General features: G+C 53.3%; 10 protein-coding genes and 2 pseudogenes. 6 read left to right on the plus strand and 6 right to left on the minus strand.

Going from position 1 to position 14,547, the window contains the following annotated elements:
* Positions 1–58: 58 nt before the first annotated feature.
* Positions 59–988, minus strand: coding sequence for a tRNA modification radical SAM protein MnmL/YtqA (gene mnmL, locus O1Q98_RS09755; RefSeq protein ID WP_125258011.1), 930 nt, complete (start codon positions 986–988; stop codon positions 59–61).
* Between the two features lie 705 nt (positions 989–1,693).
* Between mnmL and gltB the strand changes: the two genes are divergently transcribed.
* Positions 1,694–6,154: a glutamate synthase large subunit gene (gltB, locus tag O1Q98_RS09760; protein WP_125258010.1), complete on the plus strand. Its 4,461-nt coding sequence runs from the start codon at positions 1,694–1,696 to the stop codon at positions 6,152–6,154.
* 9 nt (positions 6,155–6,163) lie between these two features.
* A complete protein-coding gene (locus O1Q98_RS09765) occupies positions 6,164–7,582 on the plus strand; it encodes a glutamate synthase small subunit (RefSeq protein ID WP_125258009.1) in 1,419 nt (472 codons plus the stop codon).
* 183 nt (positions 7,583–7,765) lie between these two features.
* Here the strand turns inward: O1Q98_RS09765 and sspB are convergent, their stop codons facing one another.
* From sspB to rplM, 4 genes are all read right to left on the minus strand, one after another.
* Entirely contained in the window at positions 7,766–8,266 is a 501-nt protein-coding gene (gene sspB / locus O1Q98_RS09770; protein WP_125258008.1) for a ClpXP protease specificity-enhancing factor, read from the minus strand.
* A gap of 4 nt (positions 8,267–8,270) precedes the next feature.
* The gene (gene sspA / locus O1Q98_RS09775) at positions 8,271–8,912 is read right to left on the minus strand and encodes a stringent starvation protein SspA (RefSeq protein ID WP_125258007.1); all 642 of its coding nucleotides are present in this window, start codon (positions 8,910–8,912) and stop codon (positions 8,271–8,273) included.
* A gap of 318 nt (positions 8,913–9,230) precedes the next feature.
* Positions 9,231–9,623, minus strand: coding sequence for a 30S ribosomal protein S9 (gene rpsI, locus O1Q98_RS09780; protein ID WP_013316025.1), 393 nt, complete (start codon positions 9,621–9,623; stop codon positions 9,231–9,233).
* A gap of 15 nt (positions 9,624–9,638) precedes the next feature.
* Complete coding sequence (gene rplM, locus O1Q98_RS09785; RefSeq protein WP_012883052.1) at positions 9,639–10,067, minus strand: 50S ribosomal protein L13; 429 nt, start codon at positions 10,065–10,067, stop codon at positions 9,639–9,641.
* A gap of 394 nt (positions 10,068–10,461) precedes the next feature.
* On the opposite strand from rplM, the pseudogene O1Q98_RS09790 reads away from it, so the two are divergent.
* The 3 genes and pseudogenes from O1Q98_RS09790 to yghX all read left to right on the plus strand — a co-directional run.
* A pseudogene (locus O1Q98_RS09790) lies at positions 10,462–10,635 on the plus strand (YghX family hydrolase); the annotation flags it as partial.
* Between the two features lie 72 nt (positions 10,636–10,707).
* Positions 10,708–11,817, plus strand: a pseudogene (locus O1Q98_RS09795) (IS3-like element ISKpn20 family transposase).
* Positions 11,756–12,550, plus strand: coding sequence for a YghX family hydrolase (gene yghX / locus O1Q98_RS09800; protein ID WP_125258003.1), 795 nt, complete (start codon positions 11,756–11,758; stop codon positions 12,548–12,550). Before O1Q98_RS09795 ends, yghX begins: the two are co-directional and overlap by 62 nt.
* A 50-nt stretch (positions 12,551–12,600) precedes the next feature.
* Here yghX and zapE read toward each other — a convergent pair whose 3' ends face one another.
* Positions 12,601–13,728 (minus strand): cell division protein ZapE, encoded by a 1,128-nt coding sequence (zapE, locus tag O1Q98_RS09805; RefSeq protein WP_125258002.1) that lies wholly within the window; start codon positions 13,726–13,728, stop codon positions 12,601–12,603.
* Between the two features lie 212 nt (positions 13,729–13,940).
* Between zapE and zapG the strand changes: the two genes are divergently transcribed.
* Entirely contained in the window at positions 13,941–14,345 is a 405-nt protein-coding gene (gene zapG / locus O1Q98_RS09810) for a Z-ring associated protein ZapG (protein ID WP_125258001.1), read from the plus strand.
* Positions 14,346–14,547 lie beyond the last annotated feature (202 nt).

The following is a 14,547-nucleotide window of genomic DNA, read 5'->3' on the forward strand; positions in this document are numbered from 1 at the left end:
CCGTAAAAAAATCATGCCGGCGGTAAATGTGCGGCTAATTTGCGAGCGGTACTGAAGGTTAACTCTGTGTGTAATGAAACGGCTGCCCCAGCGCGGAACCCTGCGCACCCTGCTTGAGGAGATAATCGTGAACGCCAACCATGCCGGTCCAGCGGTTTTCACACCATAGCGGCGCCAGTAAGGTTGGCCGACGGGCACTGGCAGAAATACGGTGATAGACCACATCCGGCGGCGTGTGGCGAATCATCTCTCCGGCAATCGCCACATACTGCTCCAGCGGCAAAGCCGACAAACGTCCCGCCTGCCATGCTTTGGCCATCACGCTGCCTGTCACCACATGTAACGGATGCAGTTTTATCCCTTCGACACCCGCCTCGACCACCCGCAACAGCGTTTCCAGACAGTCGGGGGCACCTTCACCCGGCAGCCCGACAATCAAATGCGTACAGACTTTCAGCCCTCTGTCACGGGCGCGCTTTACGGTGTGCTGATAGCAGGTGAAATCATGTCCGCGATTAATACGACGCAGTGTGCGATCGTGCGCGCTTTGCAGGCCGAGCTCCAGCCACACTTCATAGCCTTGCTCTCGATACGCAGAAAGGAGATCCAACACGGCGTCCGGCACACAATCGGGCCGGGTGCCGACGCACAGGCCAACCATATCAGCCTGAGCCAACGCCTGACGATACATGGCAGCCAAAACCTGTACCTCGGCATAAGTGCTGGTATAGGCCTGAAAATAAGCCAGATAACGGCTTGCGCGATTAACTTTTCCGGCTTGTGCCGCAAGTTGGTCGGCAATACTCTGCTGCTGCATGTGTTCATCGGCAAATGACGCGACATTGCAAAACGTACAGCCGCCTCGTCCCAATGTGCCATCACGGTTTGGGCAACTAAATCCACCGTGTAATGTCAGTTTATGAATCTTTTCGCCATAACGGCGCTGAAGATCACCACCAAACATATTGATTAATTTTTGCAATTGCATATTCTGATTCTTCATTTCATAAAAAATCAGCCTACCTTTTACGCCTGAAAACGGCGATGACCGCGATCAATCCGTCCCGGCTTACATAATTGCATTTTTATTCGTTTTTTTTGAAAATAAAATCATGGCATCCCTGATTAATTTTTCTTATCCACGACGCGCACTCCATTAAAAGATGAGCATCAACTAAAAAACAGTGGCATAAAGCAAAAAAAACGCAACAAACAGGATAACGTGCCATAAAGTCGGATATGCATAGCATGCTCAGACAAAAACTCGCTAATTGCATAGTGATAGCGCTCACAATTCACGGTCTCCACTTCGCTCGCCAACATCTTATTTTTATTAAAAAATTCCTTTTATTTCATAAACATAAGCAAATATTATCCCTAAAGCACTCTTTCAGGCGTGAGATTTGACCTGAACCGGGTTTATCGTTAATTTGGGAATCCGCTGGAAGCTTTCCTGACGAGCGAACGTCTCGTCATATTTATGCAGTAAGAAGAAGACTCCCTCATCACGCAAGTCACACCACTTGTGAGACCTTACGAGAGGCAAGACAAAGAGAGCGGCGCATACCACTGAAACCATTATGGTGCAGTGCACGGGTCGCTCTCGGTTAGTGCGCGGTAAAAACAGCCGTCACCGGTGGTGATTTGAGTGATGATGAGAGTCCTACAAGAGCCTGGGGAGGTTCACTGAGATATGTTGTACGATGCATCCCATGAAAGAGACAACTGTGGTTTCGGATTGATCGCCCATATAGAAGGTGAACCGAGCCACAAGGTTGTGCGCACGGCGATTCACGCACTGGCGCGTATGCAACACCGTGGCGCGATCCTTGCTGACGGCAAAACGGGCGACGGCTGTGGCCTGTTGCTGCAAAAACCTGACCGCTTCTTCCGCTTAGTGGCAAAAGAGCATGGTTGGCGGTTGGCCAACAATTATGCGGTCGGTATGCTTTTTCTCAGTCAGGATGAGGAGAAAGCCCGCGCAACCCGCCGAATCGTAGAAGAAGAGCTGCAAAATGAGACCCTGTCAGTGTTGGGTTGGCGTGAAGTGCCGACTAACCCCGATGTATTGGGTGAAATCGCGCTCTCCTCATTACCTCGCATCGAACAGATTTTTGTCAATGCGCCAGCTGGCTGGCGTCCGCGCGATATGGAACGCCGCCTGTTTATGGCGCGCCGCCGTATTGAAAAGCGCGTGCAGGATAAAGATTTCTATGTGTGCAGCCTCTCCAATCTGGTGAATATCTATAAAGGTCTGTGCATGCCTGCCGACCTGCCGAGATTTTATCTGGATCTGGCTGACCTGCGTCTGGAATCAGCCATCTGTCTGTTCCATCAACGCTTCTCAACCAATACCGTACCGCGCTGGCGGCTGGCGCAGCCGTTCCGCTATCTGGCACACAATGGTGAAATCAACACTATTACCGGCAACCGCCAGTGGGCTCGCGCTCGTGCCTACAAATTCAAGACCCCGCTGATTCCCGATTTGCTGGATGCAGCGCCGTTTGTTGATGAGAGCGGCTCAGATTCCATGTCGCTGGACAACATGCTGGAACTGTTCCTTGCCGGGGGTATGGATATCGTACGTGCCATGCGCCTGCTGGTGCCGCCGGCCTGGCAGAACAACCCGAACATGGACCCGGAACTGCGCGCCTTCTTCGACTTCAACTCCATGCACATGGAGCCGTGGGATGGCCCGGCCGGTCTGGTGTTGTCCGATGGTCGCTACGCTGCCTGTAACCTTGACCGTAACGGCCTGCGTCCGGCGCGTTATGTCATCACCAAAGACAAGCTGATTACCTGTGCCTCCGAAGTGGGTATCTGGGATTACCAGCCTGACGAAGTGGTGGAAAAAGGCCGCGTCGGCCCCGGCGAGCTGATGGTTATCGACACCCGCACTGGCCGTATCCTGCACTCTACCGAAACCGATGACGACCTGAAAAGCCGCCATCCGTACAAAGAGTGGATGGAGAAAAACGTTAAGCGTCTGGTGCCGTTCGAAGAGCTGCCGGACGATCAGGTCGGTAGCCGTGAATTCGACGATGGCTTGCTGGAAACCTATCAGAAACAGTTCGGTTACAGCTTTGAAGAGCTGGATCAGGTGCTCCGCGTGCTCGGTGAGAACGGTCAGGAAGCAACCGGCTCTATGGGCGATGATACGCCGTTTGCCGTGCTATCGAGCCGCCCACGTATTATCTATGATTATTTCCGCCAGCAGTTCGCCCAGGTGACAAACCCGCCTATCGACCCGCTGCGCGAAGCACATGTGATGTCACTGGCGACCTGTATTGGCCGTGAGATGAACGTGTTCTGCGAAGCCGAAGGCCAGGCACACCGCCTGAGCTTCAAATCACCGATCCTGCTCTACTCCGATTTCATTCAGTTGATCAATCAGGATCCTGAGCACTATCGCGCTGAGAAGATCGATATCACCTTCGATCCCAAACAGCGTTCGTTGCAGGAAACGGTCGAAAAACTGTGTGACGAAGCGGAATACAAAGTCCGTGCCGGTGCCGTATTGCTGGTGCTGACTGACCGTGGCATTGCGCAAGACCGTCTGCCGGTGCCCGCGCCGATGGCTGTCGGGGCGATTCAGGCCCGTTTGGTCGAAAAGAGCCTGCGTTGCGACGCCAACATCATTGTTGAAACCGCCAGCGCGCGCGACCCGCACCACTTCGCGGTGTTGCTGGGCTTCGGCGCAACCGCTGTCTACCCGTATCTGGCCTATGAAACGCTGGCGCGGATGGTGGATAACCACACCATCGACAAACCGTACCGCACGGTGATGCAGAACTATCGCAACGGCATCAACAAAGGCCTGTACAAGATAATGTCGAAGATGGGGATTTCCACCATCGCCTCTTATCGCTGTTCAAAACTGTTTGAAGCGGTCGGCCTGCATCAGGATGTCGCTTCACGCTGCTTCCAGGGCGTTGTCAGTCGTATCAGCGGCGCTAACTTCAGCGATTTCGAGCAAGACCTGCAAAATCTGGCGAAACGCGCGTGGCTCAAACGCAAGCAGTTGGATCAGGGTGGTTTGCTCAAATTCGTCTATGGCGGCGAATACCATGCCTATAACCCGGATGTGGTGAAAACGCTGCAAACCGCCGTACAAAGCGGCGAGTACAGCGACTATCAGCAGTACGCCAAGCTGGTCAATGAGCGTCCGGCGTCTATGCTGCGCGACTTGCTGGCAATAAAACCGAAGGAAGGCGCAGCAATTGCTCTTGAGCAGGTTGAAGCGGAAAACGAGCTGTTCAAGCGCTTTGATACAGCCGCGATGTCTATCGGGGCATTAAGCCCGGAGGCCCATGAATCACTGGCGCAAGCCATGAACAGCATCGGCGGTTACTCCAACTCCGGTGAAGGCGGTGAAGACCCGGCCCGTTACGGCACCAATAAGGTTTCGCGCATCAAACAGGTCGCTTCAGGCCGTTTTGGTGTGACACCGGCCTATCTCATCAACGCCGATGTGATTCAAATTAAGGTGGCGCAAGGGGCGAAACCGGGTGAAGGCGGCCAGTTGCCGGGCGATAAAGTTACCCCGTATATCGCACGTCTGCGTTATTCCGTTCCGGGTGTGACCCTGATTTCACCACCGCCGCACCATGATATCTATTCGATAGAAGATCTGGCGCAGTTGATTTTCGACCTGAAACAGGTCAACCCGAAAGCGATGATCTCCGTCAAACTGGTCTCTGAACCGGGTGTCGGGACTATCGCCACCGGTGTAGCAAAAGCCTATGCCGACCTGATTACTATCGCCGGTTATGACGGCGGTACCGGTGCCAGCCCGCTGACGTCGGTGAAATACGCCGGTTGCCCGTGGGAGCTGGGTCTGGTCGAAACCCAGCAAGCGCTGGTGGCCAACGGCCTGCGCCACAAAATCCGTCTGCAAGTCGATGGCGGCCTGAAAACCGGTATGGATATTGTAAAAGCGGCGATTTTGGGTGCGGAAAGCTTCGGTTTCGGTACCGGCCCGATGGTGGCGCTGGGCTGTAAATACCTGCGTATTTGCCATCTGAACAACTGCGCCACCGGTGTAGCCACTCAGGATGACAAACTGCGTCGCGATCACTATCACGGCCTGCCGGAGCGCGTGGTGAATTACTTCACCTTTATCGCCCGCGAAACCCGTGAGCTGATGGCCGAACTGGGCGTGCCGCGTTTGGTTGACCTGATTGGTCGTACCGATTTGCTGGTCGAGCTTGATGGCCTGACCGCGAAACAAAATAAACTCGATTTGTCGCCGATGCTGCACACCGTAACGCCGCAGCCGGGTAAAGCGCTGTATTGCACAGAGAGCAACCCGCCGTTCGACAAAGGGCTGCTCAATGCCGCCTTGGTTGAGCAGGCGCAAGCGCATGTGGATGCCCGACAGAGCAAGGCGCTCTATTTTGACATCCGTAACACCGACCGTTCTGTCGGCGCGACGCTCTCTGGCGCTATCGCGGCGAAACACGGCGATCAGGGCCTGGCGAGCGATCCTATCAAAGCCTACTTTACCGGTACGGCAGGCCAGAGCTTCGGCGTGTGGAATGCCGGTGGCGTTGAGTTATCCCTCACCGGGGATGCCAACGACTACGTGGGTAAAGGCATGGCAGGCGGCGTCATTTCGGTGCGCCCACCGGTCGGGTCAGCCTTCCGTAGCCATGAAGCCAGCATCATCGGTAATACCTGTCTGTATGGAGCTACCGGCGGCAAACTGTTTGCTGCGGGCCGCGCTGGCGAGCGTTTCGCGGTGCGTAACTCCGGGGCTATCACCGTGGTGGAAGGGATCGGCGATAACGGCTGTGAATACATGACTGGCGGTATCGTCTGTATTCTGGGTCGCACCGGCGTTAACTTTGGCGCCGGTATGACCGGTGGCTTTGCCTACGTGCTGGATGACGACGGCGAATTCCGCAAGCGCGTCAACCCTGAACTGGTGGAAGTGTTGGATGTCGAGAATCTGGCAATCCACGAAGAACACCTGCGTGGATTGATTACCGAGCATGTCCAGCACACCGGCTCACAACGCGGTGAAGAAATTCTCGCTAACTGGCCGGAATGGGCCTCCCGGTTCGCGCTGGTGAAGCCGAAATCAAGTGATGTGAAAGCGTTGTTGGGTCATCGTAGTCGTTCCGCAGCGGAGCTGCGGGTTCAGGCGCAGTAAGAGGTCATCATGAGTCAGAATGTTTATCAGTTTATCGACTTACAGCGCGTTGATCCGCCCAAGAAACCGCTGAAAATCCGTAAAATCGAGTTTGTCGAAATTTACGAACCGTTCTCGGAAAGCCAGTCCAAAGCCCAGGCAGATCGCTGCCTGGCTTGCGGCAACCCTTACTGTGAATGGAAATGCCCGGTTCATAACTACATTCCGAACTGGCTGAAACTGGCGAACGAAGGCCGCATTATCGAAGCGGCTGAACTGTCTCACCAGACCAACAGCCTGCCGGAAGTGTGTGGTCGCGTTTGTCCGCAAGATCGCTTATGCGAAGGCTCCTGCACCCTAAACGACGAATTCGGTGCTGTCACCATCGGCAATATCGAACGCTACATCAACGATAAAGCCATTGAAATGGGCTGGCGGCCAGATATGTCCTCAGTGCAGCCGACCGGAAAACGTGTGGCGATTATCGGCGCAGGCCCGGCGGGCCTTGCGTGTGCCGATGTGCTGACACGTAACGGCGTCAAAGCGGTCGTGTATGATAGGCACCCGGAAATCGGCGGGTTGCTGACCTTCGGTATTCCTGCCTTCAAGCTGGAAAAAGAGGTGATGACCAAACGGCGCGAAATCTTCACCGATATGGGGATGGAGTTCCGCCTCAATACCGAAATCGGTAAAGATGTGTCATTAAGCGACCTGTTGGCACAATACGATGCAGTGTTCCTCGGCGTCGGTACCTATCAGTCAATGCGCGGCGGGCTGGAAAACGAAGACGCCAGCGGCGTCTATGATGCGTTACCGTTCCTGATTGGCAACACCAAGCACCTGATGGGATTCGCCAACAGCGAGCAGGAACCCTACACCTCTATGCAAGGCAAACGCGTCGTGGTATTGGGTGGTGGCGACACCGCGATGGACTGTGTACGCACATCGATTCGCCAGGGCGCGACTCATGTCACCTGTGCTTACCGCCGCGATGAAGAAAACATGCCGGGCTCCAAACGTGAAGTGAAAAATGCACGCGAAGAGGGTGTGGAATTTCGCTTTAACCTGCAACCGCTGAGTATTGAAATCAATGGTTCGGGTAAAGTGTGCGGCGTGCGCATGGTCAGAACGGAACTGGGCGCACCGGATGCCAATGGCCGTCGCCGCCCAGAACCGGTTGCCGGTTCCGAGCATGTGCTGGAAGCGGATGCCGTTATCATGGCGTTTGGTTTCCGTCCGCACCAAATGGCCTGGCTGGCAGAGCATGGCGTCGAGCTTGATGCACAAGGGCGCATCGTCGCACCGGAACAAAGCGATAGCGCGTTCCAGACATCAAACCCGAAAATTTTCGCCGGTGGTGACGCCGTGCGCGGCTCTGATCTGGTAGTCACAGCGATTGCAGAAGGGCGTAAAGCCGCTGACGGCATCATGAACTATCTGGAAGTCTAAAGTCTAAACCGCTACTCACCGGTTTATGGCAACAGGCAAGGCAGGAAACTGCCTTGCCTTTTTTCTTCACCGCGCACGAAAGAAACGTGCTCATTATCGATGATGGCTAGAGTCAAAAACGGAAAACAAAAAAGGCACTGTCATGTGCCTTTTCTAATTCGGATGATTTACGCCGAAATCACGCTACTTAACAACACGTAGCGCGGGTCTGCCCCCTCTGGGTGGCGAGGGCGGCTCATTATCCGGCTGCTCTGGCTGAGTATCGGCAGACGATGGATTGTCTACGACCGACATCAACGTCGGCTTGGCATCCTCGTCGTCCGCTGACTGAGGCGCAAACTCCTCAACGGCCTCATACGCAGGTTCTGGCTCAAACATGGTGCCAGCGCCATTTTCTCTGGCATAAATCGCCATCACAGAGGCCATCGGCACAAATACCTGCCGGGGCACACCGCCAAAACGTGCATTAAAACGTACGCAGTCATCCGCCAGTTCCAAATTGCCCACCGCGCGCGGCGCAATATTCAGCACAATCTGGCCATCGCGGGCAAACTCCATCGGCACCTGCACGCCGGGAACCGTGACATCAACGACCAAATGAGGCGTCAGTTGATTATCCAGCAGCCAGTCATAGAACGCGCGTAATAAATAGGGCCGGCGCGCAGAGAGCTGAGACAACGTCATGTCATTACCCTCTGGCTTGTAACCGAATTTCCCGCTCGGCTTCGGTCAACGAAGCGAGGAATGCATCACGTTCAAACACACGGGTCATGTAACCCTTCAGCTCTTTGGCACCCGAACCGCTCAGTTCAATGCCCAGCAGCGGCAAACGCCACAACAGCGGTGCCAGATAGCAATCCACCAGGCTGAACTCTTCACTCATGAAATAAGGCGCTTCGTTGAAAACCGGGGCGATAGCCAGCAACTCTTCACGCAACTGCTTGCGCGCAGCCTCTGCCTCTTGCGCATTACCGCGCTCGATGGTTTTCATCAGTGAGTACCAATCCTGCTCGATACGATGCATCATCAGGCGGCTATTGCCACGCGCCACCGGATAAACCGGCATCAACGGCGGATGAGGAAAACGTTCATCCAGGTACTCCATAATGATGCGAGATTCATACAGCGTGAGCTCACGATCAACCAGTGTAGGAACAGAACCGTAAGGGTTGAGGTCAATAAGATCCTGCGGCAGATTATCCATGTCTACCTGTTCAATCTCGACACTTACCCCTTTCTCGGCCAGCACAATGCGGACCTGATGGCTAAAGATGTCGGACGGACCGGAAAACAGCGTCATCACCGAACGTTTGTTGGCAGCGACAGCCATGAAAACCTCCAAGTTATCGAAAAAATACGGCGAATAACCGATCGTATGATCCTGCAGGCCCTGCCGCGTTTGGCTTTCTCTGGACGAGAAAACCGGACGACGTTTGTCGTTCTGTTAAAATCGTTCGCTGGCAAGCAGGCACAAAAACCGGCAGATAGTGTACCAGATTCTGTTTGTTTTGTGGGGGGATAAGCACACTTTCATGAATAACCCGCTGTAATCACAACGCATTTTTCATGCCTTGACGGTGTGCAAAAAAAAACCCGGAGACAAGCACCGGGTTTTTCTGCATTGATTTCGCTGCCAGGCAGCCAGAAATTAACGCTTGGAGAACTGCGGACGGCGACGTGCTTTACGCAGACCGACTTTCTTACGTTCAACCTGACGAGCGTCACGGGTAACGAAGCCAGCTTTACGCAGTTCAGAACGCAGAGACTCGTCGTATTCCATCAGCGCACGAGTGATACCGTGACGGATAGCGCCGGCCTGACCAGAGATACCACCACCTTTAACGGTGATGTACAAGTCCAGTTTGCCAACCATGTCGACCAGTTCCAGCGGCTGACGAACGACCATGCGAGCCGTTTCACGACCGAAGTACTGTTCCAGCGTACGCTGGTTGATAACGATGTTGCCACTGCCCGGTTTGATAAATACGCGAGCGGCGGAGCTTTTGCGGCGACCAGTGCCGTAGTATTGATTTTCAGCCATTGCCTGTAATCCCGATTAAATGTCCAGAACTTGCGGTTGCTGTGCCGCGTGATTGTGCTCGTTACCCGCGTAAACTTTCAGTTTACGGTACATAGCACGACCCAGCGGGCCCTTCGGCAGCATGCCTTTAACCGCGATTTCAATTACACGCTCAGGACGGCGGGCAATCATCTCTTCAAAGGTCGCTTCTTTGATACCACCGATGTGGCCGGTGTGATGGTAGTACATTTTGTCAGAACGTTTGTTGCCGGTTACAGCAACTTTTTCTGCGTTCAGAACGATGATGTAGTCACCGGTATCAACGTGCGGAGTGTATTCCGCTTTGTGCTTACCGCGCAGACGACGAGCCAGTTCAGTAGCCAGACGGCCAAGAGTTTTGCCGCTCGCGTCAACAACGTACCAGTCGCGTTTTACGGTTTCTGGTTTAGCTGTAAAAGTTTTCATTAAAAGCTTACCCAATTTAAGTTACACGTTGGTGAACACCCAAACGCTTCAATAAATAGTGTTGAGGTTCACACGGCTATCTAGTCCAGCAAACCTACCCCTTCGAATAGCTATTGCCAGCGCGATTAAAGTTTCGGGAAAAAAACTTTGTTGTAACGTGGGGTCGCAAGATTATAGAGAAGTCGATCTCAAAGGTCGACTTTTTTTCTTCTCTATACAGCATAAATATCGAACCAGCCGACGAGATACCGAAAAAATAAAGCGCCAGGCTCGTCATCGCGTTACAGCAATCAGCATTCATGGTGGTGAGCACCGGTTCTTTACGCTAACAAGACGCATTTTTGCTACATTTACACAACCAAATACATACAAACACAACACCGAAGGATGCCCCATGACACGCCTGACTGCCGCCGACTTCCAGCCCGAATTATTAGAATTGTATGATTACTATGCCCACGGCAAGCTCACTAAACGTGAATTTCTGGAACGCGCCGCCAAATATGCGGCAGGCGGGCTGACCGCGCTCACGCTGTTATCGCTGATGAGTCCAAACTATGCGCTGGCACGGTAATCCCCCCGAAAAACCAGTGCATGCATAAGTAGAATTTTCTCCTAACCTGAATGCAGGGGGATTTCTATGAAACGATCACGTTTTACTGACAGTCAGATCATCACCATTCTCAAACAGGCTGAGGCGGGTACGCCGGTTCCTGAACTGTGCCGGGAGCATGGCATCAGCAGTGCCAGTTTTTATAAATGGCGCTCAAAGTTTGGCGGGATGGATGCTGCACTGATGAGCCGACTGAAAGAGCTTGAAGAAGAAAATCGCCGACTAAAAAAAATGTATGCTGAAGAGCGTCTGAAGGCCGAAATTATTCAGGAAGCGATGGCAAAAAAGTGGTGAAGCCATCAGACCGGAAGCAGATGGCTCTGCATGCAGTTGAACACCGGGGGATCAGTATCCGTCTGGCCTGTCAGCTCTTTCGTCGTCAGCGAATGTTGCTACCGATACAGGCGCTTACTGAGTCAGGAAAATCAACGGATTGCTGACTGGCTGGTGCGCATCACGGACAGCCAGCGAAACTGGGGCTTCGGCCTGTGTTACCTGTATCTGCGCAACGTGAAAGGCTTTGTCTGGAACCACAAGAGAATTTACCGGATTTACTGCGAACTGTCGCTGAATATGCGGATAAAACCTAAAAAACGGTTGAAACGTGAAAAGCCGGAACCACTGAGGGTCCCCACTGGCAGTAACGAGAGTTGGTCAATGGATTTTATGCATGATCAGTTGTCAGATGGTCGCTCCGTTCGTCTGCTGAATATTATTGATGATTTCAATCGCGAGGCCCTGGCAATAGAGGTCGATTTTTCCCTTCCGGCCAGTCGGGTAGTCAGAACTCTCGAACAACTGATTGAATGGAAAGGGAAACCGGCATCGATTCGATGTGACAACGGACCAGAATATGCAGGTAACACTCTGATAGTATGGGCTGAACGACAAAATATCATCCTCAATTTTATTCAGCCGGGGAAGCCACAACAGAATGCGTATATTGAGCGTTATAACCGGACAGTGCGTTATGAATGGCTGGGACACAATCTGTTTATTTCTCTGAGTGAGTTACAGGAATACGCCACACAATGGCAATGGTTCTATAATCACGAACGACCGAATATGGCACTGAATGGCTTCACACCAATGCAGCATATTCAGCGCTTATCTGATTCTACTTATCTGCCCGGTTAAAAATGGGGGGATTACCGCACAGCAAGTGGAATTTACCGACCCGGCAATCCTGCCCGAGTACATCACCTACCCCTCACCAAAGGGGCACGGCAACGTGCGGGGGTATTTGGTGCGTCCAGCCAAAATCAGCGGCCCAATACCGGCCATCGTGGTCGTGCATGAAAACCGTGGACTGAACCCTTACATTGAAGACGTTGCGCGGCGACTGGCCAAAGCTGGCTTTCTGGCACTGGCACCCGATGGCCTGAGCTCTGTTGGCGGCTACCCAGGCAACGATGACAAAGGGCGGGAATTGCAGCAAAAAGTAGACCCGACCAAACTGATGAATGACTTTTTTGCCGCCGTTGAGTTTCTCCTCCACCATCAGAATTCAACCGGTAAAGTCGGCATCACGGGGTTCTGTTATGGCGGCGGCGTTGCCAATGCGGCGGCGGTTGCCTACCCGGAGCTGGCCGCCGCCGTTCCTTTTTACGGCAGACAACCCAAAGCCGAAGATGTCGCTCACATTAACGCCCCGCTCTTACTGCACTACGCCGAGCGCGATGAAAGCATCAACGCAGGCTGGCCCGCTTACGAGGCAGCGTTAAAGGCAGCCAATAAACCCTACGAAGCTTATGTTTATGCGGGCACCAACCACGGTTTTCATAATGACTCCACCCCTCGATACGACAGCGCTGCCGCTGAACTGGCCTGGTCGCGCACACTAACCTGGTTTCGTCGTTATCTGGCGTAATGCTATTTCCGGGCAAATGAAACACGCCACCTTTCCTCGGGCGGCGTGTGTTACGGTAAATGCGCCTCGCTGAGATACGCCTCGCTCTGCATTTCCTGTAACCGGGACAAACAGCGCTGGTATTCGAACTTCAGGTGTTCACCCTGATAAATTTCAAACATCGGGGCCTGTGCAGAGATAACCAGTTTGACTCGCCGCTCGTAAAACTCATCGACCAACGCCAGAAAACGGCGCGCTGCATTTTCATGCTGAACGTGCATCACCGGCACATGGTGCAACAACACCGTGTGATAGAGCCGTGACAGTGCGATGTAATCATTCTGACTGCGCGCCTCTACGCACAAGGTCGAGAAATCTACCGCCAGTACCCCGTCGGCGGCATAGCGCGTCGCCAGCGGACGATGGTTGATTTCCAGTATCGGCCCCGGCTCACTGGCTTGCTGCCCACAAAGACGACTGAACATCACCCGTAGCGCCTCATCAGTCTGCGTGTTGATCGGCGTGAGATAGAGGTGGGCTTGCGTCAGTGTTCTTAGCCGGTAATCAATCCCCGCATCCACATTGAGCACATCACAGTGTTGCTTTATCAATGCAATCGCAGGCAGAAAGCGGGCGCGCTGCAAGCCATTGCGATACAGTTCATCCGGTGGAATATTCGAGGTCGCCACTAGCGTAATACCGCGTGAGAACAAGGCCCGTAACAGTTCGGCTAATAGCATCGCATCGGTAATATCAGAGACAAAAAACTCATCAAAGCACAGGATATCCGTCTGCGCCTTGAAGCCATCGGCGACTTTCTCCAATGGATTCTCCTGCCCCTGTAACTGGTTGAGTTCCTCATGCACACGCAGCATAAAACGATGGAAATGTAGCCGGAGCTTACGCTCGGAAGGCAGACTGTGAAAAAACAGATCCATTAACCAGGTTTTACCCCGCCCCACGCCACCCCACATGTATAGCCCTTGCACCGGTGCGGGCGTTTTTTCCTTTTGCCGAAACCAGTTGCGCCATGTTTGCAACAGACCGGCTGACGTTTCTGAACGAGCCCAAACCTCTTCTACCAGCGCCTGATGCAGCGCACTCAGCCGTATTACGGTTTGATGTTGCACCGCGTCTGGCTGGTAGGTTTGCGCTGCCAGAGCCTGCTGATAAAGCGCCAAAGGGGTTACTCTCTGCATAGCACCAAAATCCCTGAGAAAAATTTCGTTGTATTTTATCGCGCGTTGGCGCAGGTTCAGCCCGCGATCGTGAGTGATACCGCTTTACAGCCTTCTGCCTATCTGGTCATACCCGATACGAAGACTCCACTCCGGCGGAGTTAGCGGTTATAGTGGCTATTATTAAGTGAAAAAACCCTACGGGACAACGAAGTCAAAATAGGAGTCGTCTTATGACCTGGGAGTCTGCGCTGATTGGATTTGCCATCGGTATCATTATTGGGGCTGTCGCCATGCGGTTCGGCAACCGCAAGCTGCGTCAGCAACAGGCTTTGCAGAACGAGCTGGAGAAGAAAAAATCGGAACTGGACGCATATCGTCAAGAATTGGTCAGCCACTTTGCCAGCAGCGCAGAGTTGCTTGATAAAATGGCACGCGACTATCGCCAGCTTTATCAGCATATGGCGAAAAGCTCCAACAACTTGCTGCCTGACGTACCGGTGCAAGACAACCCATTTCGCTATCGTTTGACAGAGGCCGAATCAGACAACGATCAGGCACCTGTTGATATGCCGCCGCGCGATTACTCCGATGGCGCATCGGGTTTGCTGCGCGCGACAAGAACCACCGATAAATAATCACTGTTTATCCTTGGCCCTCATGCTGTCGGAACCCCTCCTCCGACAGCAAAACACCCGGCCAGACAGATGCTGTTGCGAGCGGTTACAGTCTGCTGACGAAATATCAGTGAACTTTACACACCACGCTAGGTCTGACTCTTCAACACAAGTTTGAGTTTATATATCATCGTTTTATTCTTAGGCAGGTCGTGAGAGAGTT

It is taken from the genome of Dickeya lacustris, assembly GCF_029635795.1.
Classification (GTDB): domain Bacteria; phylum Pseudomonadota; class Gammaproteobacteria; order Enterobacterales; family Enterobacteriaceae; genus Dickeya; species Dickeya lacustris.